Annotated in this window: 19 protein-coding genes; 13 read left to right on the plus strand and 6 right to left on the minus strand. The window is 69.8% G+C overall.

The features are described from left to right. Positions 1-54 precede the first annotated feature (54 nt). A complete protein-coding gene (zapE, locus tag BKN51_RS06035; protein WP_101606671.1) occupies positions 55-1,089 on the plus strand; it encodes a cell division protein ZapE in 1,035 nt (344 codons plus the stop codon). Here the strand turns inward: zapE and BKN51_RS06040 are convergent. The 3 genes from BKN51_RS06040 to rocD all read right to left on the minus strand — a co-directional run bounded on the left by BKN51_RS06040 (position 1,043) and on the right by rocD (position 4,344). Then, the gene (locus BKN51_RS06040) at positions 1,043-1,645 is read right to left on the minus strand and encodes a phosphatase PAP2 family protein (RefSeq protein ID WP_101606672.1); all 603 of its coding nucleotides are present in this window, start codon (positions 1,643-1,645) and stop codon (positions 1,043-1,045) included. The two genes, zapE and BKN51_RS06040, sit on opposite strands and share 47 nt — an antisense overlap. Positions 1,646-1,748: 103 nt before the next feature. Next, a complete protein-coding gene (locus BKN51_RS06045) occupies positions 1,749-3,110 on the minus strand; it encodes a DUF2252 domain-containing protein (protein ID WP_101606673.1) in 1,362 nt (453 codons plus the stop codon). A gap of 31 nt (positions 3,111-3,141) precedes the next feature. Then, positions 3,142-4,344, minus strand: coding sequence for an ornithine--oxo-acid transaminase (gene rocD / locus BKN51_RS06050; protein ID WP_101606674.1), 1,203 nt, complete (start codon positions 4,342-4,344; stop codon positions 3,142-3,144). A 156-nt stretch (positions 4,345-4,500) separates the two neighbouring features. On the opposite strand from rocD, the gene BKN51_RS06055 reads away from it, so the two are divergent. Genes BKN51_RS06055 through BKN51_RS06065 form a run of 3 tightly spaced genes read left to right on the plus strand, consistent with a single transcriptional unit; the run spans position 4,501 to position 8,434 of the window. Further along, a complete protein-coding gene (locus tag BKN51_RS06055) occupies positions 4,501-5,355 on the plus strand; it encodes a PPK2 family polyphosphate kinase (RefSeq protein WP_101606675.1) in 855 nt (284 codons plus the stop codon). A gap of 20 nt (positions 5,356-5,375) precedes the next feature. Continuing rightward, entirely contained in the window at positions 5,376-7,484 is a 2,109-nt protein-coding gene (locus BKN51_RS06060; RefSeq protein WP_101606676.1) for a S9 family peptidase, read from the plus strand. After that, positions 7,481-8,434, plus strand: a complete 954-nt coding sequence (locus BKN51_RS06065) for an LLM class F420-dependent oxidoreductase (RefSeq protein WP_101606677.1) — start codon at positions 7,481-7,483, stop codon at positions 8,432-8,434. The genes BKN51_RS06060 and BKN51_RS06065 overlap by 4 nt, the downstream gene beginning before the upstream one ends. Before the next feature lie 82 nt (positions 8,435-8,516). On the opposite strand, the gene BKN51_RS06070 is transcribed toward BKN51_RS06065, so the two are convergent. After that, positions 8,517-9,593, minus strand: a complete 1,077-nt coding sequence (locus BKN51_RS06070; protein ID WP_101606678.1) for an NAD(P)/FAD-dependent oxidoreductase — start codon at positions 9,591-9,593, stop codon at positions 8,517-8,519. 87 nt (positions 9,594-9,680) lie between these two features. Here BKN51_RS06070 and BKN51_RS06075 point away from each other — a divergent pair, with 87 nt between their 5' ends. After that, the gene (locus BKN51_RS06075) at positions 9,681-10,106 is read left to right on the plus strand and encodes a MarR family winged helix-turn-helix transcriptional regulator (RefSeq protein WP_101606679.1); all 426 of its coding nucleotides are present in this window, start codon (positions 9,681-9,683) and stop codon (positions 10,104-10,106) included. Between the two features lies 1 nt (position 10,107). Here BKN51_RS06075 and crcB (BKN51_RS06080) read toward each other — a convergent pair whose 3' ends face one another. Both crcB (BKN51_RS06080) and crcB (BKN51_RS06085) read right to left on the minus strand, forming a co-directional pair. Continuing rightward, positions 10,108-10,482, minus strand: a complete 375-nt coding sequence (crcB, locus tag BKN51_RS06080) for a fluoride efflux transporter CrcB (protein ID WP_101606680.1) — start codon at positions 10,480-10,482, stop codon at positions 10,108-10,110. Next, positions 10,479-10,889 (minus strand): fluoride efflux transporter CrcB, encoded by a 411-nt coding sequence (gene crcB, locus BKN51_RS06085; RefSeq protein WP_101606681.1) that lies wholly within the window; start codon positions 10,887-10,889, stop codon positions 10,479-10,481. The genes crcB (BKN51_RS06080) and crcB (BKN51_RS06085) overlap by 4 nt, the downstream gene beginning before the upstream one ends. A gap of 171 nt (positions 10,890-11,060) precedes the next feature. Between crcB (BKN51_RS06085) and BKN51_RS44645 the strand changes: the two genes are divergently transcribed. From BKN51_RS44645 to BKN51_RS06120, 8 genes are all read left to right on the plus strand, one after another. After that, the gene (locus BKN51_RS44645) at positions 11,061-11,192 is read left to right on the plus strand and encodes a hypothetical protein (protein ID WP_255414917.1); all 132 of its coding nucleotides are present in this window, start codon (positions 11,061-11,063) and stop codon (positions 11,190-11,192) included. Then, positions 11,193-12,374, plus strand: a complete 1,182-nt coding sequence (locus BKN51_RS06090; protein ID WP_101606682.1) for a cupin domain-containing protein — start codon at positions 11,193-11,195, stop codon at positions 12,372-12,374. An 85-nt stretch (positions 12,375-12,459) separates the two neighbouring features. Next, positions 12,460-13,407 (plus strand): sucrase ferredoxin, encoded by a 948-nt coding sequence (locus tag BKN51_RS06095; protein WP_101606683.1) that lies wholly within the window; start codon positions 12,460-12,462, stop codon positions 13,405-13,407. A gap of 101 nt (positions 13,408-13,508) precedes the next feature. Further along, a complete protein-coding gene (locus BKN51_RS06100) occupies positions 13,509-15,416 on the plus strand; it encodes an intein-containing Rv2578c family radical SAM protein (RefSeq protein ID WP_199193126.1) in 1,908 nt (635 codons plus the stop codon). Positions 15,417-15,534: 118 nt separating this feature from the next. Next, a complete protein-coding gene (gene merB / locus BKN51_RS06105; protein ID WP_101606684.1) occupies positions 15,535-16,116 on the plus strand; it encodes an organomercurial lyase in 582 nt (193 codons plus the stop codon). Positions 16,117-16,217: 101 nt separating this feature from the next. Beyond that, a complete protein-coding gene (aspS, locus tag BKN51_RS06110; protein WP_101606685.1) occupies positions 16,218-17,990 on the plus strand; it encodes an aspartate--tRNA ligase in 1,773 nt (590 codons plus the stop codon). After that, positions 17,990-18,931, plus strand: a complete 942-nt coding sequence (locus BKN51_RS06115) for a DUF389 domain-containing protein (RefSeq protein WP_101606686.1) — start codon at positions 17,990-17,992, stop codon at positions 18,929-18,931. The genes aspS and BKN51_RS06115 overlap by 1 nt, the downstream gene beginning before the upstream one ends. A 79-nt stretch (positions 18,932-19,010) precedes the next feature. Then, positions 19,011-20,198 (plus strand): phosphotransferase, encoded by a 1,188-nt coding sequence (locus BKN51_RS06120; RefSeq protein WP_101606687.1) that lies wholly within the window; start codon positions 19,011-19,013, stop codon positions 20,196-20,198. The last annotated feature ends 62 nt before the right edge of the window (positions 20,199-20,260 follow it).

Genomic DNA, 20,260 nt, shown 5'->3' on the forward strand with positions numbered 1-20,260 from the left:
TACGCCCGGTCAGGGAGGGTGAACGGCCGCCGCCGGTGCCGTTACTCTCGGCGAATGCCCGCCCGCCTGATCGATCGCCGTCCGGAGCTGTCCGCCGACGAGCTGATCACCGCGCTCGTCCCGCCGCCGAGGTTCGACGCGGTCCGGTTCTCCACTTACGTGCCCAACCCGGACGAGCCGAGTCAGGCCGCGGCCGTCGTCGACTGCGGGGCTTTCGCGAAGCGCGTGGCCGAGGCCGCGAACCGGAAGCCGAAGTCGAAGCTGCGCGCGCTGTTCGGTGGCGGGGACGACGCGCCCGCCGGGCCGATGGGGCTCTACCTGGACGGCGGCTTCGGCGTCGGCAAGACGCACCTGCTCGCCTCGACGTGGCACGAGACGCCGTCCCCCAAGGCGTACGGCACTTTCGTGGAGCTGACCCACCTCGTCGGCGCCCTCGGGTTCGCCGAAGCGGTCCGGCGGCTGTCCGAGCACCGGTTCCTGGCGATCGACGAGTTCGAGCTCGACGACCCCGGCGACACCATGCTCGTCACCCGGCTGCTGCAGGAGCTGATCTCGGCCGGGGTGTTCGTGGCGGCGACCTCCAACACGCTGCCGGACAAACTCGGCGAAGGCCGGTTCGCCGCCGCGGACTTCCTGCGCGAGATCCAGTCGCTGTCGGCCCGGTTCGGCGTCTGCCGCGTCGACGGCCCGGACTACCGCCACCGCGGTCTGCCCGACGCGCCGCCGCCCGCGAGCCCGGAGGAGCTGGAAGCCTCCGCCGCCGCGCATCCAGAGTCCACTGTGGACGACTTCGACGCGTTGTGCGGGCACCTCGGCGAGCTGCATCCTTCGCGCTACGGCAGGCTTCTCGACGGCGTGACCCGCGTGCACCTGCGCGACATCCACCCGGTCCCCGACCAGAACGTCGGACTGCGGCTGGTCGCCTTCGCCGACCGGCTCTACGACCGCGCGATCCCGCTGGTGGTCTCGGGTGAGCCGGTGCCGCTGCTGTTCACCGAGGAGATGGTGAACGGCGGCTACCGCAAGAAGTACCTGCGCGCCGTCAGCCGTCTGACGGCACTGGCGCGCGACGCCGTGCAGCCCAGGTGAGCAGCGTCCACGTCGCGCACACGGTCGCGACGGCGAACAGCGTGCCGCCCACGACGTCGGTCAGGTAGTGATAGCCGAGGCCGATCATGCCGATCGTGACACTGCCGAGCACCACCGCGCCCACGACAGCGATGACGGCCGTCGCGACCCCGGGGCGGGCGAGCAGGACGAGCACGGTCAGTACCGCGACCAGCGCGACGGTGTGCCCGCTGGGGTACGCGAGATAGGTGTTCTTCCAGCGGTCGAAGAGCGGTTTGAGCACCCAGGTGTTGGCGAGGATCGCGATGAGCGGGCCCACGACGGTCAGTACCGCTTCGAGCTTGTGCCCTCCTGACAGGCACAAGGCGACGGCGAGGACCGCGATCGGGATCAGGACGTAGGCCTCGGTCGGCAGGACGAGGAGTCGCAGAACGTCTTCGCCGAAGGTGCGCCGCACCCACCCGTCGGCCAGGGCGTCGGGCCCGGACAGACCTACGCCGGAGACCAGCAGGCCGAGGACGACCATGAGCACGGCGCAGGTCACCGCGACCAGCCCGTACGGTGCTCTTCCGCTCATCCGGCGAGATTACGTGACCACCCCATGGGGCTGAAGGGGACTTTCCCCACATCAGACGTGGGGAAAGCGCCCTTCGCCGCGTGCGATGCGGGGAAGGGCCCCTTCAGCTCGCGGCGAAGACGGCGAAGTCCTCTTCGGTCTGATCCGCGTATCGCACCGCGTACGCCCCGATGGCCTCGTCGAGGTCTTCGTCGTCCTCGAAGTACCCCGCCAGCATCTGCGGGTGCAGCGACCGCGCGTGCGCCCGCGCCAGCAGAGCGCCCGCGAGGCGGCCGTAGTCGTCTAGGTGGTCCTTCTTCAGCTCCGCCGGGTCGATGTCGCCCTTGAGGTTCCGGAACTGCCGCACGATGTACGGCACGCCGTCGATGGTCGTCCAGCCGAGCAGGATGTCCGTCTCGGCCTGCACCAGCCGCGCGCCCTCGACGATCCGCTTGCCTTCGTGTTCCGGCGAAGGCAGCCCGAGGTAGGGCGCCAGCGCCGACGGGTTGGCCTGTTTCACTTGCAGGACAAGGTCTTCACCGGAGTTCCCGTGCAGCAGCGCGACATAGCTGCGCAGCCCGACACTGCCGGTGCCGACCACCCGGAAGGCCACATCGGACACCCGGTACCGCGAGATCAGCGTCCGCCGCGACTCGCGCAGGGTGTCCACATACGACACCAGGCCGGTGACGACGGCTTCCGCTGTCGCGTCGTCGACGTGTGTGAGCACCGGCGGGTCCTCGACGAACCGGTGCCGTTCCAGGCCGGTCTCGTGGTCGTCGATCCGCCGGGTCCACTTCGCGGTGACCTTGGCGCTGGTGTTCTTCCGCGCCTTCTCGGCCGCTTCTTCGAAGTCGTCGATCAGGTCGTGCGCCTTCACCTTGCTCAGCACCGACGCGTCCGGCAGCGCGTTCCACGCTCGCAGGAACGGCAGTTCCGCCAGCCCCCGGATGGTGCGCCGGTAGGACTTCACCGCGTCCTCGGCGGCTTCGCGGCAGCCCGATTCGCCGATGCCGCCCTCGCGCCCGGCCAGCACGAGACTCGCGGCGAGCCGCTTGAGGTCCCACTCCCACGGCCCCGGCACGGACTCGTCGAAGTCGTTGATGTCCATCACGATCTGGCCTTCGGGAGTGCCGTAGAGCCCGAAGTTCGCCGCGTGCGCGTCCCCGCACAGCTGCGCCGTCAGCCCGGAGGCCGGCGAACCCGCCAGATCCGCGGCCATCAGCCCGGCCGCGCCGCGGTAGAAGGTGAACGGCGACGCGAGCATGCGCTCGCGCCGCAGTTCCACCAGGTCCGGCAGGCGGCCTTCGTTGCTCCGGGCGAAGAACTCCGCCACCCCGGGCCGTTCCTTGCCCGCCGCCGCGTGATCGTGCTCGGACGACGGCGCCTTGTCCCGCAGCGCCTTACCCCTCGCGAACCAGTCCTCCGGCGACACCGTCTCGGTGCCGACCAGCGGCCGCTCCACCCACTCCCGCTCGTCTCCCATGGACAGCCAACGTACCGGCCGCCCGAAAGGTTCACCGGGTCTTGACGACCTCCGTGATCGCGTCGATACCGCGGTCGAGTTCCTCGCGGCTGATCACCAGCGGCGGCGCGATCCGCAGGGTGTGGTCGTGCGTCTCCTTGCACAGGACGCCGCGTTCGGCCAGCGCGGTGGACGCCTCCCGGCCGGTCGGCCCGCCGGGCGCGATGTCGATGCCCGCCCAGAGGCCGCGGCCGCGGACCTCGGCCAGCCCGTTCCCGACCAGTTCGCCGAGCCTGCCGTGCAGGTGGGCGCCCAGTTCGCGCGAGCGTTCCTGGAACTCGCCGGTCTTGAGCAGCCCGACCACGGCCCGGCCGATCGCGCAGGCGACCGGGTTCCCGCCGAAGGTGGAGCCGTGCTCACCCGGCTTCAGCACGCCGAGCACGTCCTGGCTGCCGACGACGGCCGAGACCGGCATGATCCCGCCGCCGAGCGCCTTGCCCAGGGTGTAGACGTCGGCGCGGACTTCTTCGTGGTCGAGCGCGAGGACGGTGCCGGTGCGCGCGAGGCCCGACTGGATCTCGTCGGCGATCAGCAGGACGTCGTGCTCGTCGCACAGGCGCCGCGCCTCGGCGAAGTAGCCGGTGGGCGGCACGATCACGCCCGCCTCGCCCTGGACCGGCTCCAGCAGGATCGCGGCGGTGCGCTCGGTGATGGCGTCGCGCAGCGCGTCGGCGTCGCCGTACTTGACGGTGACGAAGCCCGGCGTGAACGGGCCGAAGTCGGCACGCGCGGTCTCGTCGGTGGAGAAGGACACGATGGTCGTCGTGCGGCCGTGGAAGTTCGAGCCCGCGACGATGATCTCCGCGGTCCCGTCGGGGACGCCCTTGACCTGGTACGCCCACTTCCGGGCGATCTTCACCGCGGACTCGACGGCCTCCGCGCCGGAGTTCATCGGCAGCGTCATCTCGGTACCGGTCAGCTCGGCGAGTTCCCGGCAGAACAGCCCGAGCTGGTCGTGGTGGAAGGCGCGGGAGGTCAGGGTCACCCGGCCGAACTGCTCGATCGCGGCGGCGATGAGCCCGGGGTGGCGGTGCCCGAAGTTCAGCGCGGAATAACCGGAAAGGAAGTCGAGGTAGGTCTTGCCCTCGACGTCGGTGACCGAAGCGCCCTCGGCGGTGGCGATCACGACGGGCAGGGGGTGGTAGTTGTGCGTGCTCCACTGCTCGTCGAGCGCGATGAAGTCGGCGGTCGTCATGCGTTCAGGTTAGATGTCCTTCCCGTGGACTTCATCCGGGAAACGTTGCTTTGACCCGTTGTTCGTTGCGTATCGACTCCATCGAGTGGCGAAATCGTGCATCGGAGTACTTGATCACCGCAGGCGCGTGGCGCGGACCGCGGTTATCGTCGCCGGATGGCGAAAAAGGACCAGGTCTCCGTGCGGGACGCGCTGAGGATCGGCAAGGGGACCGAGCGGCACGATCCGGGCTCGTTCCCGATCGGGCCGCACAAGAAGCCGAAGGCGCTCAAGGACCTCGCCGACTCCGGCGGCAAGCTCGCGAAGCTGCAGGAGGCCCTTTACGCGGAGGGCGTCGGCGGCGGCGAGCGCAGTGTCCTGCTGGTCCTGCAGGGGATGGACACCTCCGGCAAGGGCGGGACGGTCGGGCACGTCCTCGGCCTGGTCAACCCGATGGGCGTGCGGTACGCGGGGTTCAAGAAGCCGACCGCGGCCGAAGCACGCCACCACTATCTGTGGCGGATCCGCAAACAGCTCCCCGTACCCGGGCAGGTCGGCGTCTTCGACCGGTCCCACTACGAGGACATCCTGGTCCCGCGCGTGCAGAAACTGGTGCCCGCCGCGGAATGGCGCAAGCGCTACGCCGAGATCAACGAGTTCGAACAGGAGCTGGCCGACGCGGGCACCACCGTCGTGAAGGTGTTCCTCGACATCTCGCCGGAGGAGCAGCTGAAGCGGCTCAAGGCGAGGCTGGAGACCCCGGCGAAGTGGTGGAAGTACAACCCCGCCGACCTCGACGCGCGCGCCCAGTGGAACGACTATCAGAAGGCCTACGCCGACATCTTCGCGAAGACCTCGACGGCGACCGCGCCCTGGTACGCCGTTCCCGCCGATCACAAGTGGTACCGCAACTTCCTGGTCGCGCGGCTGCTGATCGAGACGATCGAGGAGATGGACCCGAAGTTCCCCCAGGCCGACTTCGACCCCGAGACGGAACTGAAGAAGCTGGAAGGCGTTGGCGTCCCCGAGTGATGGTCTGAGAGAGTGCGGACGTGACCAGCCTCGAAGATCTTCCGTTCCTCCGCCGTCAGGCCCGCACTCAGCGCTTCACCCTCGGCGCGCCGAAAGAGTTCAAGGTCGCTCCGGACGGCTCCCGCGTCCTGTTCCTGCGTGCCGAGTCCGGCACCGACCCGCGGCACAGCCTGTGGTCGTTCGACGTCGTGTCGGGCGAGGAGACGAAGCTGGTCGACGCCGCCGAGCTGCTGCCGGGTGAAGAGGACTTGCCGCCCGAGGAGCGTGCTCGCCGCGAGCGCAGCCGCGAGACCGGTGGTGGCGTGGTCGGCTACGCGGTCGACGACGCCTTCACCGTCGCCGCGTTCTCGCTCTCGGGCAAGCTCCACACCCTCGACCTGGCCACCGGCGCGGTGTCCGTGCTGGTCGACGGCTCGGTCGTCGACCCGAGGCCCAGCCCGGACGGCACCCACGTCGCCTACGTCCGCGACCGGCGGCTGCGGGTGATCGACCGCGCCACCGGTGAGGACCGCGTGCTCGCCGGGGAAGACGGCGAGGACATCACCTGGGGGCTCGCGGAGTTCATCGCGGCCGAGGAGATGGACCGGACCCGGGGCTACTGGTGGTCCCCGGACGGGAAGAGCCTGCTGGCCGAGCGGTCCGACCGCGCCGCCGTGCCGCGCTGGACGATCGCCGACCCGGCCAATCCGCAGTCGCCGGCCACCGTGGTCGCGTACCCGGCGGCGGGGTCGAAGAACGTCGACGTGACGCTGGCGATCATCGGCCTCGACGGCGCGCGCGTCGACGTCGCGAAGACCGACTGGGAGTACCTGGCCGCGGTGCACTGGTCGGCCACGGGCAAGCCGCTGCTGTCCGTGCAGTCGCGTGACCAGCGCACCCTGGAGATCCAGGCGGTCGACCCGGCGACCGGCGCCGTCGAGGTCCTGCACACCGAGACCGACGAGTGCTGGGTCGAGATCGCCGCGGGTGTCCCGGCGTGGACGACCGACGGCAGGCTGGTGCGCGAGAGCGCCGCCGACGGCGACCACCGGCTGATCGTCGACGGGGTCGCGGTCACCCCGCCTGGGCTGCAGGTGCGCTCGATCCTGCACGTCGGCGACGAGGTGCTGTTCAGCGCGTCGGAAGCCGATCCGACGCAGATCCACGTCTTCCGGACCGAAGACGGCGAACTCCGCCGTCTGTCCACTGAGGACGGTGTGCACGTCGGCTCCGGCAACGCTTCGCTGACCGTGCTCTCGTCGTGGAGCCTGGACCGCAGCGGCCCGGTGGTGACCGTCGTGTCCGGTGAGAAGACCGTGGCGCGCATCGGTTCCCACACCGTCGATCCCGACGTCGTGCCGAACCTGACCTGGCTGACGCTGGGGGAGCGGGGCCTGCGCGCCGCGCTGGTCCTGCCGACCGGCTACGAGGAGAGCGAAGGCAAGCTGCCGGTGCTGCTCGACCCGTACGGCGGCCCGCACGCCCAGCGTGTCCTGCAGACCCGCAACGCCTTCCTGACCCCGCAGTGGCTGGCGGACCAGGGTTTCGCGGTGCTGGTCGCCGACGGCCGCGGCACGCCCGGCCGGGGTTCCGCCTGGGAGAAGGAGATCGCGGGCAAGCTCGCCGACGTCACCCTCGCCGACCAGGTCGACGCCCTGCACGCGGCGGCCGCGCTCCATCCGGAACTGGATCTGGAGCGGGTCGCGATCCGCGGCTGGTCCTACGGCGGCTACCTGTCCGCGCTGGCCGTGCTGCGCCGCCCCGACGTCTTCCACGCCGGTATCGCGGGCGCCCCGGTGACCGACTGGTCGTTGTACGACACGCACTACACCGAGCGCTACCTCGGGCTTCCGCAGGAGGAAACGGCGTCGTACGAGCACAACTCGCTGATCGCCGACGCCGGTGACCTTTCGCGGTCGCTGTTGATCGTGCACGGCCTGGCCGACGACAACGTTTTCGTCGCCCACTCGTTGCGCCTGTCGTCGGCACTGCTGGCCAAGGGACGCGCGCACGTGTTCCTGCCGCTGGCCGGCGCGACGCATATGACGCCGCAAGCCGAAGAGGTCGCGGAGAACCTGATGCGCACGCAGATCGACTGGATCGTGCGTGAGCTGTCCGGTGACGCGGTGAAGAGCGAGGAGAACGCATGAAACGGTGGGGCATCACGATTCCGCTGACCGGGGTGCCGCTCGCGGCGCACAAGGAGATGGTCGAGCAGCTGCCCGACCTCGGCTACACCGACGCGTGGTCGGCCGAGACGGCGGGCAACGACGCCTTCACCCCGCTGGTGCTCGCCTCGCAGTGGGCGCCGCAGCTGCGGCTGGGCACCGCGATCGTGCCGGTGTACACCCGCGGCCCCGGCCTGCTGGCGATGAGCGCGGCGACCGTCGCGGAACTGGCGCCCGGCCGGTTCGTACTCGGCATCGGGGCGTCGTCCCCGGTGATCGTGAAGAACTGGAACGCCGCCGAGTTCGAGGCCCCGTTCGCGCGCTCCCGTGACACCCTGCGATTTCTGCGGTCGGCACTGGCGGGGGAGAAGGTCACCGAAGAGTACGAGTCCTTCTCCGTCAGCAAGTTCCGGCTGGAGCGGCCCACCGACCCGCCGCCGTCGATCATGCTCGCCGCGCTGCGGCCGGGGATGCTGCGGCTGGCGGCGAAAGAAGCCGACGGTGCCATCACCAACTGGCTCGCTCCCTCCGACGTGCCGAAGGTGCGGGCCGAAATCGGCCCGGACACCGAACTCGCCGCGCGGATCTTCGTTTGCCCCACCGAGGACAAGGCCGCCGCGCGCGGACTCGGCCGGATGCTCATCTCGAGCTACCTGACCGTGCCGGTGTACGCGGCGTTCCACGAATGGCTCGGCCGCGGCGAGGCTTTGGCGCCGATGCACGAGGCTTGGGCCGCCGGTGACCGGCAGAAGGCGAACCAGGTCATCCCGGACGAGGTCGTCGACGACCTGATCGTCCACGGCAGCCTCGATTCCTGCCGTGAGCAGGTGCAGTCCTATGTGGACAACGGGCTGACGACGCCGATCATCGCCTTGCTACCGACGGGTGAGGATCCTTTCGCGCACGTTCGGGGTCTCGCGCCGCGGTCCTGACTGGGTCACCGGTTGCTATGAAAGGCCCGTTACTTGCAAAATTTGCAAGTAACGGGCCTTTCATAGCACGCGCGCAGGGCACTCAGGCGACGTTGAACAGCTCTTCGTACCGCGAAGCCATCATGTGCGACCCCTTGATCTCCGAGGTCGTCGCCGCGTCCAGCACCCCGACCTCCTCGGCGTAGGTCGCGCCCCCGGAAGGCCCGAGCGGCAACGAGATCATCGGCCCGCCCGGCGTGTGGGTCCGCAGCTCGCCGCCCTCGATCAGCGCCCGGATGTTGGCCACGACGACCTCGGCGTGGTCACCGGCCACTTTCGCCAGCTTCCCCTCCGGCAGCGCGGTGATGTCGCCGAGCGCGAACACCCGCGGTTGCCCGGGAAGCCGCAGGTCGGCGGTCACGTCCACGCGACCGTTCGCCTGCCGCGCGGTGGCCAGTTCGCCGTCGAGGTACGCCGTGTGCGGCGCGCCCCCGTAGCACTGGAACCACAGGTCGGCCGTCACCTCGCCGCCGCCGGTCAGCGCGGCGGTGAACGTCTTCGCCTGCCCCGGTTCCGAGACCGGCGGCTCGGCCAGCGAAGTGCCGAGCAGGAGTTCGACACCCAGTTCGTCGAGCTGACGGCGGATCTCCGCGCGGAACTCGTCCGGGAAGCCGGGCAGGATCCCCGACGCCGGGTCGACGATCGTCACGGCCTTCTCCGGCCACGCCGCCTTGATCTCACCCGCCAGTTCGAGCCCCACCGGGCCCGCGCCGAGCAGCAGCACCTTCTCCGCGCCCGCGAGTTCTTCCCGTGTGGCACGGATCTTCGCCTTCGCCGCGGCGCTGTCCCGGAAGTCGATCTTCGCCGGGAACGGGTACGCCGAACCGGTGGCCAGCACGACGTAGTCCGGCGTGAGCCGCTCGCCCGACGCGAGGGTGACGCCGTTCTGGTCCACGGTCACCGCGCGGTCGCGGAGCACCCGCCCTCGCTCGAGAAGCCGGGCGTACGGGTAGAAGAGCCGATCCGTCCACTCGGGATCGACGAGCCCGCGCAGCGCGGCGACGTGGTGGACGAAATCCTCGCGCGGCTCGACGAGGAGGACGTCGGTGAACGCGTCCAGTTCCTTGGCGACGGTGATGCCGCCGTATCCCCCGCCGATGACGGCCACGGTCGTGGTCATGAGACCCCCTAGTTCGTAGTACGTAATGTTGGTACTGCGAACTACAGTAGTTCGTACTCCGAACGATCGTCAAGTAGACTCGGGAGCATGACCACGGCCGAAGACCTCGGATTCGCGACGGCGCTGGTGCGGCTCTCGCATCTCGTGCAGCGGGCTTTCATCGACGTCGGCCGGTCTCATGACCTCACGCCCCAGCAAGCGCAGCTGCTCTGCGTGCTGGCGCAGGGGGAGACCGGCGTCGGGATGACCGAGCTCGGCCGCCTGCTGAACCTGGAGAAGTCCAGCGTCACCGGCCTGGTGGACCGGGTTCAGCGGCGCGCTCTCGTCGAGCGGGTCGCGGATTCCTGTGATCGCCGCGCGCTGAAGATCACGCTGACCGAAGAGGGGCTCCGGCTCGCGAACGCCGCTCACGAAGGCGTCGTCGAGAAGCTGGAGGAGATGGCGGCCGGTCTCCCGGCCGAGCAGCGCGAGGCGATCGCGATGGCCGCGTGGCGGATGGTCCCCGAAGACTGACTCAGTGCCAGACGGCGGCGGCGAGCAGGAGTCCCGCCGCCGCGGCGCCGATCCCGGCGGCCATCGTGACGCCGACGTTCAGCACGGCGCGCGGTCGCGTCTTCTCGGTGAACAGGAGCAGCGTCTCGTACCCGAAGGTCGAGAACGTCGTGAGCCCGCCGCAGAACCCGACGGCCAGCAGTGAGCGGATCCCGTCCGGCTGGCCGCCGTACAGCGCCCAGCCGGTGAGGACGCCGAGGATCGCCGAGCCCACGATGTTGACCGCCAGCGTGCCCCACGGGAAGGCGGCGCCGTGCCGGGCCCGCATCCGCAGATCGGTCAGGAAACGCAGGATCGCGCCGGTACCGCCGCCCAACGCGACGAGCAAAACGGTCATTTCGCCACCGTGCGGGTGATTTCGTGGCCGGCGTAGACCGCCACCAGCGCGGCGGCCACCGTGCCGAAGGCGTACGCCAACCCGGTGAACGGATGCCCGGTCGTCACAAGATCGAGTGAGTCCGTCGCGTAGGTCGAAAACGTGGTGTAACCGCCCAGGATCCCGACCCCGAGGAACGGCCGCAGCAGCCGGTGCGGATCGGCCGCGGCGGTCAGCAGCGCCATCAGGACCCCGATCAGCAGGCAGCCGGAAACGTTGGTGGCGAAGGTCGAAAACGCGAACTGGCCCCGCGAATGAGGGAGCGCGACCGACAGGCCGTAGCGGGCCAGGCTGCCCAGCGCGCCACCCGCGCCGACGGCCGCGAGCACGTCCCATCGCGGTCGTGGGACGGATGCCGGTTCAGCCATGGATGGGAGCTTAGAACCGCTGTCCGGGTGAACTCGCGCCACGGTGTCGAAGATCGCTCCGCAGGTCGTTTTTCCCTGCTGGTCAGTGAATTTTCTCGAAACGTGTCGTAGGCTTGGCGACGCTCCAGGCCGATTTTCGGTCCGTCCGCTCGTCTGAGAAAAGGTGGCAGGATGGCACAGGAACAGTCAGCTACGCAGGCTCCCGACAGCGGTTTGCTGTTGGAGGTCGAAAAGATCCCGACCGCGGTCGACCGCGGGAAGGCCAACGGCGCGGCCGCCGACAACGACGGCAACGACGGCTGAGTGCCCGAAACGCCGACACTGGCTGACCTCGTGGCTCCGCTCGGGGTCAGCCAGTTCTTCCAAGACGTCCAGGGCGAGACCTACCGCCGTTTCGAAGGCCGCGCGGGCCGGTTCGCCGACCTGCTGCCGTGGCCGGCGCTGAACGCGATCCTCCGGCAGCATCGCCTGGAGTTCCCGCGGCTGCGCCTGGCGCTCGATGGCACTCCGGTGCCCATGGAGAGCTACACCGATCTCGTCCCCACCCGCCGCAGTGGCACCGTCCCCCGCCTGCAGGCCGCTCCGTTCACCGAGCACCTCCGCGGCGGCGCGACGATGGTGCTCGACGCCATCCAGGAACTCAGCGACCCGATCGGCGACCTCGCCAGGGGTCTCGAACACGATCTCCGCGAGAGCGTCCAGGTCAACCTGTACGCGGGCTGGGGCGTGACCCACGGCTTCGACGTGCACTGGGACGACCACGACGCGTTCATCATCCAGGTCGCCGGCCGCAAACGCTGGCGGATGCACGGCCCGACCAGGACCGCTCCGCTGCACCGCGACGTCGACCAGCCCGAGCGGCCCGGTGAGCCCATCGACGACTTCATCCTCGAAGACGGCGACGTTCTCTATGTCCCGCGCGGGCATTGGCACGACGTCACCGCGGTGGGAGAGATGTCGCTGCACCTCACGCTCGGGTTCAGCCCGGCCACCGGGATCGACCTGGTCTCCTGGCTCGCCGACAAGCTGCGGGCGAGCACCGTGTTCCGTCAGGACCTCCCGAGGTTCGGGACGGAGGACGAGCGCGTGGCCCGTGCCGCCGCACTGCGCGCCGAACTGGAAGCCACGCTGACCACCGACGTCGTCGGCCGGTTCCTCGCCGAGCGCGACTCGTCGGCCCCCGCGCACCCGCGTGTCGGGCTGCCGTGGGCGGCGACCCCCGGCCTGCTGCCGGACGGCGACGAGACCGAAGTCCGGTTCCTCGTCCCGCGGGCGGTGCTCGAAGAAGGCGACGGAAGGGTGACCCTGCTCGCGGACGGCAAGCGGTTCGTCTTCGCGGGCGCCGCGGCCCCGCTGCTGAGAGCGTTGCTCGATGGGACTCCGCAGGCGGTCAAGCGACTCGCCGAGCTGTCCGAACTCGATCGGGGGACCGTTCGGGCCTTCCTCGGCGAGCTCACCACGCAGGGGCTTCTCTCCATCGGCTGAAGGTCACAGGAGACGAGAAGTGTGAAGGTAGCCCGGACGGGGTAAGCTAAGGCATGCCTAAGGTCAAGTCCGGAGCGGTCAGCCGATGACCGCTCAGCTCTCGGACACCGAAGCGCCGCCCGCCGCGTTGCCGGGCTGCGCCACCGTCGCGCGCATGCTGGGCGCGAGCCCCGCCGGCACCGCGGCCGACATGCGCTGCTGGCTGCTCATCGAGCAGCCGGGCCCCTGGCCCGCGGACGCGCTGGAAAACCTTCTCGACGAGGCATTCCCCGCCGAGCGCCGTGAGCTGCTCGAGAACCTGAGACGTTCGCACGGGCTCCGCCCGCTGCTGATCCGCCGTCCCGGCAAGCACCAGCGAGACCCGGATCGCCCCCGTGTCGTGTACGTCGGCGGGGGCGAACCGGGCAACCGCTGGCTGGAGCGCCTGGAGATCCGCGATACGAGCGACCTGGCCGGACTGGACCTCGAAGCCGTCGCGAACGGCGTCGGCGGGCTAGGCACGCGAGTGGACGGGCCGCTGTTCCTGGTCTGCACGCACGGCACCAAGGACATGTGCTGCGCGGTCCTCGGCCGTCCGCTGGCCTCGGCGCTCAACGCCAACCATCCCGGCCGGTCCTGGGAGGTCAGCCACGTCGGCGGCGACCGTTGGGCGGGCAACCTCCTCGTGGTCCCCGACGGTTTCCTGCACGGCCAGCTCAACCCGGCCGAAGCGGCGCTGGTCGCCAAGGCCGCGTTGCGCGGGCAGGTCGAACCGGAACAGCTCCGCGGCCGCACGTCCGCCAGGACGGCGTGGGCGCAGTTCGCGGAGATCGCGATCCGGCGTCAGCTGAACCTGTCCGGATTGGACGACGTGCTCGCCGTCCAGGAGGAGCCGCTGCTCGAATCCGACGCGCGGGTGGTCACCGTGCGCGGCGGCGAGGACTTCTACTCCGTGACCGTGCGCCGCCGGTCGGCGACGCCGCGCGGGGAAAGCCGGTGCGCGGGTCTCATCCAGCCCGCCGGGTACGTCACCGAAGAGATCACGAAGCTCTGACCCTCGGCAAGTACCGCAGCTAGAGGACGAAACGCGGCAAAGATCACCCGCGTTCGAACACCTGTTTGACACCTGTCTAGAACATGTGTTCGACTGGCCGGGTGCGATGGGATCGACAGCGGGCGGACGGCGGCGAGCCGGTCCTGCCCGGATTGGACGGGCTGCTGCGCTCCGTGCGGGCACCCGAATTCGACGGCGTCACCTTTCACGAGGTGCACGCCAAATCCGTGCTGAACAAGGTGCCCGAGGGTTCGGGGGTCCCGTTCGGCTGGACGGTGAACCCGTACCGCGGCTGCTCTCACGCGTGCACGTACTGCCTCGAAGGCGGGACGCCGGTCCTGATGGCCGACGGCCGGACGAAGCCACTCGCGGATCTCGCGCCCGGAGACGAGATCTACGGGACGCGCGGGCGCGGCGCGGGGCGGCGCCTGGTGCCCACGACCGTCCTCGCGCACTGGTCGACGCTCAAACCGGCGTACCGCCTGACCCTCGACGACGGAACGTCCATCGTGGCCAGTGGCGACCACCGGTTCCTCACCGGACGCGGGTGGAAGCACGTCACGGGTTCCCGTTTCGGCGCGGCGCAGCGGCCGCATCTGGTCGGCGGCACCGAACTCGTCGGGGTCGGGAAACTGGCCAGGACCCCGGACGACACCATCGGTTACCGCGCCGGTTTCCTCTGCGGAATGCTGCGGTCCGGGGGATTCTCGGCCGAACAGGCCGCCGCGGACCGCGCGCTCAAGTACCTGCCCGACTTCGGCGCGTCGGTCGGCTTCGTGCAGGTGCCGCCGTCACCGGATTCCCATTGGCAGCGCGGATTCCTGGCCGGGCTGTTCGACCTCGCGGGCAGCTACCGGCATGGCGCGCTGCGCGTCACCCACGACGAACAGGACATCGTCTCGACCTTCTGCGCCGCGCTCGACAACTTCGGTTTCCGTTACGTGAAGACCGAAAACGTCAAGTTCCGTCCGTTGTGGACGGTTCAGCTGATCGGCGGCCCGGCCGAAGAGATGCGCTTCTTCCACCTCGCCGACCCCGCCGTCGGCTGGAAACGGTCCCTCGACGGTCTCGCCATCGGCCGCACCAGGCGGAAGGTGTCGTCCATCGAGGCGCTCGGCATCGAGCTGCCGCTGTTCGACATCACCACCGGCACCGGTGACTTCATCGCCGACGGCATGGTCACGCACAACTGCTTCGCGCGGAACACCCACACCTATCTGGATTTCGACGCCGGACGCGACTTCGACACGCAGGTGATCGTCAAGGTCAACGCGCCCGAAGTGCTGGCCGCGCAGCTGCGGCGGCCGAGCTGGACGCGCGAGCACGTCGCGATGGGCACGAACACCGATCCCTATCAGCGCGCCGAGGGCCGGTACGGGCTGATGCCGCGCATCATCACCGCGCTGGCGGATTCGGGCACGCCACTGTCCATCCTGACCAAGGGGACCGTGCTGGCCAGGGATCTGCCGCTGCTGGAATCGGTGTCGAAGGACGTGCCCGCCGGGCTGGCGATCTCGCTCGCGTTGCTGGACGAGGACCTGCAACGCCGCCTCGAACCCGGGACGCCGACCCCGCGGGCGAGGCTCGACCTGATCCGCAAGGCGGCCGACGCCGGGCTCCCGTGTTCGGTGCTGGTCGCCCCGGTGCTGCCGTACCTGACCGACTCGGTGGAGGCGCTCGACGCCTTGTTCGCGCGGCTGGCCGAGGCGGGCGCCACGCGGGTCACCGTCCTCCCGTTGCACTTGCGGCCGGGCGCGCGGGAGTGGTTCGCGCGCTGGCTCGGCCGCGAACACCCGGAGCTGGTGCCGAAATATCGCGAGCTGTACTCGCGCGGCGCGTATCTCCCGAAGTCCTATCGAGAGCGGCTGGGGACACGCGTCGGCCCGCTGCTGCGCCGTCACGGCTTCGGTTCCCGTGCGGACGCCGGGGACCGGATGCAAGTGACGATGCCCGTGCAGCGTGCGGGGGAGGAGGTGGCGCCTGCCGCGGAACAGCTCAAGCTGCTGTGAACCGGATACGTAATGTGAATCTTCTTACGTCACAACGGATTCGGCCGTTCGGCTTAGTCACTTGGCGGAAATCCTTTTCGTGATTAATCTCGAAGGGACGAAGGCGAGGAGGTGCCTGTTGACCACCCGGACTGACCGCACCGCCGCTGTCCGCATCGCCTGGGCCGCGACCAAGCTGACCAGAGCGGGCAGACACCCCATCGCCATCGGCAGACTCGCCGCCACCGTCGGGATGGACCCCGCCGAGGCCCACCGGCTGATGGACCTGATGGGTTTCGTCATCCGTGACGGCCTGGTCGTGATGGACCGCGCCTCCCGGCCAGGCCCGGGAGGCCGGGCGGGTTCCGACCTGTTCCGGGTGGACCTGTTCCTGCTGGCCGTCGCCACCGGCGAACCCGTGCACGCGGATTCGGTCTGCCCGGCGACCGGAGCGCGCGTCCGTGTCCACTTCACCCGGGCGCACGTGCTGAGCGTCGACCCGCCGCACGCCGTCGTCGCCGCGTCGCGGTTGCCGGGCGTCGACCTCACCCTCGGCCAGGAGTACGTCGAGGCGCTGGTCTGTACCCAGTTCTTCGCCTCGAAGGAGGCCGCGGCGGGCTGGCTGCTGGAGAACATCGACGGCCGGGTCCTGTCCGTACCCGACTATCTGGCGCACACCCGGCGGATGGTCGCGGCGCTGGAGGCCTGGCCGACGATCTGAGAACACCTGGTCGCGAGGCATCGGTGGCGATTCGTTAGCCTTTGACGTCGGCGAAAAGCCGTCGAATCGCAGAATCGTGATGCCGAAGGAGAGCACCCGCAGTGCTTCGCACCCACAAAGCCGGCACCTTGCGTGCCGAGCACGCCGGTCAGACGGTCACCCTCACCGGATGGGTGGCTCGGCGGCGCGATCACGGCGGCGTCATCTTCATCGATCTGCGCGACGCCAGCGGCGTGAGCCAGGTCGTCTTCCGCGAGGGCGAGATGGCCGAGCGCGCGCACCAGCTGCGGTCGGAGTACTGCCTCCGCATCGTCGGCGAGGTCTCGAACCGCCCGGACGGCAACGCCAACGCCGAGATCCCCACCGGCGAGATCGAGGTGCTGGCCACCGAGCTCGAGGTGCTGTCCGAGGCCGCCGTGCTGCCGTTCCCGATCGACGACCGGGTCGACGTCGGCGAAGAGACGCGCCTGAAGCACCGCTACCTCGACCTGCGCCGCAGCGGCCCCGCGGCCGCGATGCGCCTGCGCAGCGACGTCAACCGGGCCGCCCGCGAGGTGCTGCACGCCCAGGAGTTCGTCGAGGTCGAGACCCCGACCATGACCCGTTCCACCCCCGAGGGCGCCCGTGACTTCGTGGTCCCGGCCCGCCTCAAGCCCGGCTCCTGGTACGCGCTCCCGCAGTCGCCGCAGCTGTTCAAGCAGCTGCTCATGGTCGGCGGGCTCGAGCGGTACTACCAGATCGCGCGCTGCTACCGGGACGAGGACTTCCGCGCCGACCGGCAGCCGGAGTTCACCCAGCTCGACATCGAGATGAGCTTCGTCGAGCAGGACGACGTCATCGCCCTCGGCGAGGACATCGTGACGGCGCTGTGGAAGCTGATCGGCGCCGAGATCCCCCGGCCGTTCCAGCGCATCACCTACGCCGAGGCGATGGAGAAGTACGGCTCGGACAAGCCGGACCTGCGCTTCGACCTCGAACTCACCGACATGACCGCGTTCTTCGCCGACACGCCGTTCCGCGTGTTCCAGGCGCCCTACGTCGGCGCCGTCGTGATGGCGGGCGGGGCCGACCAGCCGCGCCGCACCCTCGACGCCTGGCAGGACTTCGCCAAACAGCGCGGTCACCGCGGTCTCGCCTACATCCTGGTCAACGAGGACGGCACGCTCGGCGGGCCGGTCGCGAAGAACCTGTCGGAGAAGGAGCGGGAGACCGTCGCGGAAGCCGTCGGCGCCAAGCCCGGCGACTGTGTCTTCTTCGCCGCCGGCAAGCCCGCCGACGCGCGTTCGCTGCTCGGCGCGACCCGCTTGGAGATCGGCAGCCGTCTCGGCCTGATCGACGAGAACGCCTGGTCGTTCGTGTGGGTCGTCGACTTCCCGATGTTCATCTCGGCCGACGAGTCCGACGACGTCGCCGTCGGCGGTGGCAAGTGGAAGGCGCTGCACCACGCCTTCACCTCGCCGACCCCGGAGTGGATCGGCAAACTCGCCGACGACCCCGGCGGCGCGCTGGCCTACGCCTACGACATCGTCTGCAACGGCAACGAGATCGGCGGCGGCTCGATCCGTATCCACCAGCAGGAACTGCAGAAGCAGGTCTTCGAGCTGATGGGCCTCGGCGAGGAGGAGGCGCAGGAGAAGTTCGGCTTCCTGCTCGACGCCTTCGCGTTCGGCCCGCCGCCGCACGGCGGCATCGCGTTCGGCTGGGACCGGATCGTCATGCTGCTGGCCAAGGCCGATTCGCTGCGTGACGTGATCGCGTTCCCGAAGACCGGCGGCGGATTCGACCCGCTGACCTCGGCCCCGGCGCCGATCACGCCGGAACAGCGCAAGGAGGCGGGCATCGACGCCAAGCCCGCGCCGCCCGTCAAGAACTGATGCTCCATCTCAGGGCCGTGTGCCCGCCGGAACGGACCGAAGAAGCGATCCGGATCCTGCGGGCACACGCCGGGACCGCCCACCTCGTCGTGCATCGCGGGGTGGCGGTCGCGCCCGAAGGTGACCTGGTCGAGGCCGACATCGCGCGTGAGGCGGCCGACGAGATCATCGAGTCGCTGTGCGGGCTCGACCTCGACCACACCGGCGGGATCACCTTGGAGGCGCTGGACACCGCGGTGTCCGACGCCGCGGACAAGGCCGAAGAGGACGCGCCGGGCGAAGCCGCGGACGCGGTGGTGTGGCAGGAACTCGTCGGCCGCACGGGTGAGGAATCCCGGCTTACCTGGACATTTCAGGCGTTTCTGACCATCGCTTGCGTGCTGGCGTCGGTGGGCGTGATCACGAACTCGTCGGTCACCATCGTCGGCGCGATGGTCGTCGGACCGGAATTCGGCCCGCTGGCGGCGATCGCGGTCGGGCTGGTGCTGCGCCGGGGCGATCTGGTGAAACAGGGCACCGTCGCGCTGCTGGGCGGATTTCCCATCGCCATGGTGATCACCCTCGGTGTGGTGCTGCTGGGCAACACCACGGGTGTTCTCGAGGTCGGCAAGCTCGTGGACAACCACGAGGCGGATTTCGTTTACCAGGTGGGAATCGCGTCGCTGATCGTCGCGCTGCTCGCGGGCGCGGCGGGGATGCTTTCCATGACTTCGGCCAAATCCGCCGCCCTGGTCGGCGTTTTCATCTCGGTGACCACGGTGCCGGCGGCGGGCTACGCCGTGGTCGCGGCGGTTGCCGGTGAGTGGGACCGGTGCCTCTATTCGGCCGGTCAGCTGCTGGTCAATCTCATCGGAATCGTTGCAGCTGCGGCCATTGTGCTGATGTTGCGCCGTCGAGGGCAACGATCGAGGGTAACGGAACGTCCGCTTTCACGCGGATGAGTCCCAGATCGCGTCAGTGCGCGCGTTTGCCCGGATCTCAGTGGTCATGGTTGCTCAGTCACGAGTAGGGTCGGTGGTAATGACAGTCGATACCTCCTCTGCCGATGATTCCACCGTCGGAGCTGGAGCCGAAACCCTCGCCGTCGCAGCGGCAGTCGCTGCGGGCGAGTCGGTCCTTTCGCGCCGCTTCGGCAGCGCGATCACTCTCGTAGCCCCGGAAGACCTCGCCGGCAGTGGCCCGGCCACGGTCGTCCGGGCGCGGGTGGCGTCCTCGCCGTTCGCGTTGCCGCGCACCCTGGTCATCAAGCACTACCCCGATCCACCCGAACCGGGACGGGCCGATCCGTTCGCGCAGGAGGCGGTCAGCTACCAGCTGTTCACCGCGCTCGCGCCGGAGGACCGGATGTGCCCGGAGCTGCTGGCGCACGACGGCCGGTATCGCGTCCTGGTGATCGAGGACCTCGGCGGCGTCCCGACGCTGCACGACAAGCTCCACGCCCGTGACGCGCGCGGCGCCGAACGCGCGCTGCTGTCCTGGGCCCGGTCGCTGGGCAGGCTGCACGCGAGCACCGCGAGCCGCGAGCCCGATTTCAACGCGCTCCTGCGCCGTCTGGGTGGTCCGGTCAAGAACGAGGACGCGCCGCTGCCCGCGGTCTGCGCCCAGCTGCCGGGGCTGCTGGAGGAACTGCTCGACGTCGAGACACCGGAGCCGGTGCAACGGCGGGTCATGGAGGTCGCCCAGCGCGCGGGCGCGCCGTCGTACCGCGCGTTCAGCCCGGTGGACCTCAGCCCGGACAACAACCTCGTGACCAGCGGCGGAGTGCGATTCCTCGACTTCGAACGCGGCCGGGTGCGCAGCACCCTGATGGACGCGGCGTACCTGCGGCTGCCGTTCGCGTCGACCGCGGACGCGCTGGCGCTGCCGCCGGGGATGAGCGAGGCGATGATCGCGGCCTGGCGGTCGGAGGTCGTCTCCGTCTGGCCCGCGCTCGCGGACGAGGACGCGCTGGCCGAGCACCTGATGGACGGTCAGCTGCTCCTGCTGTGGATCATCACCTGGGAAATCCTCCCTGAACTGGACCTGGACAGGCACGCCACGCCGATCAGCCGGGAGGCCGGCTTGGTGACCTGGTGGCGGGAACTGGCCAAGCATTCACTGCGCGCCCGCCTGACGGACATCTCCGAACACGCCACCCGGGTCGCCGCGGCGCTCGGGGCCCGGCTGGGCCCGCACGCGGACCTGGCGTTCTACCCCGCGTTCCGGTAGCCGCCGCACGGACTTTTCGCTCGACCGTCCTCGCCGCGTTACCCAGGCATCACCGCAGGTGA

The organism is Amycolatopsis sp. BJA-103, assembly GCF_002849735.1.
Classification (GTDB): domain Bacteria; phylum Actinomycetota; class Actinomycetes; order Mycobacteriales; family Pseudonocardiaceae; genus Amycolatopsis.

Bases quoted from the DNA above. Each gene is read 5' to 3' on its own strand.
- zapE (WP_101606671.1), top strand. From the start codon at position 55: ATGCCCGCCCGCCTGATCGATCGCCGTCCGGAGCTGTCCGCCGACGAG.
- BKN51_RS06040 (WP_101606672.1), bottom strand. From the start codon at position 1,645: ATGAGCGGAAGAGCACCGTACGGGCTGGTCGCGGTGACCTGCGCCGTG.
- BKN51_RS06045 (WP_101606673.1), bottom strand. From the start codon at position 3,110: ATGGGAGACGAGCGGGAGTGGGTGGAGCGGCCGCTGGTCGGCACCGAG.
- rocD (WP_101606674.1), bottom strand. From the start codon at position 4,344: ATGACGACCGCCGACTTCATCGCGCTCGACGAGCAGTGGAGCACGCAC.
- BKN51_RS06055 (WP_101606675.1), top strand. From the start codon at position 4,501: ATGGCGAAAAAGGACCAGGTCTCCGTGCGGGACGCGCTGAGGATCGGC.
- BKN51_RS06065 (WP_101606677.1), top strand. From the start codon at position 7,481: ATGAAACGGTGGGGCATCACGATTCCGCTGACCGGGGTGCCGCTCGCG.
- BKN51_RS06070 (WP_101606678.1), bottom strand. From the start codon at position 9,593: ATGACCACGACCGTGGCCGTCATCGGCGGGGGATACGGCGGCATCACC.
- BKN51_RS06075 (WP_101606679.1), top strand. From the start codon at position 9,681: ATGACCACGGCCGAAGACCTCGGATTCGCGACGGCGCTGGTGCGGCTC.
- crcB (WP_101606680.1), bottom strand. From the start codon at position 10,482: ATGACCGTTTTGCTCGTCGCGTTGGGCGGCGGTACCGGCGCGATCCTG.
- crcB (WP_101606681.1), bottom strand. From the start codon at position 10,889: ATGGCTGAACCGGCATCCGTCCCACGACCGCGATGGGACGTGCTCGCG.
- BKN51_RS44645 (WP_255414917.1), top strand. From the start codon at position 11,061: ATGGCACAGGAACAGTCAGCTACGCAGGCTCCCGACAGCGGTTTGCTG.
- BKN51_RS06095 (WP_101606683.1), top strand. From the start codon at position 12,460: ATGACCGCTCAGCTCTCGGACACCGAAGCGCCGCCCGCCGCGTTGCCG.
- BKN51_RS06115 (WP_101606686.1), top strand. From the start codon at position 17,990: ATGCTCCATCTCAGGGCCGTGTGCCCGCCGGAACGGACCGAAGAAGCG.
- BKN51_RS06120 (WP_101606687.1), top strand. From the start codon at position 19,011: ATGACAGTCGATACCTCCTCTGCCGATGATTCCACCGTCGGAGCTGGA.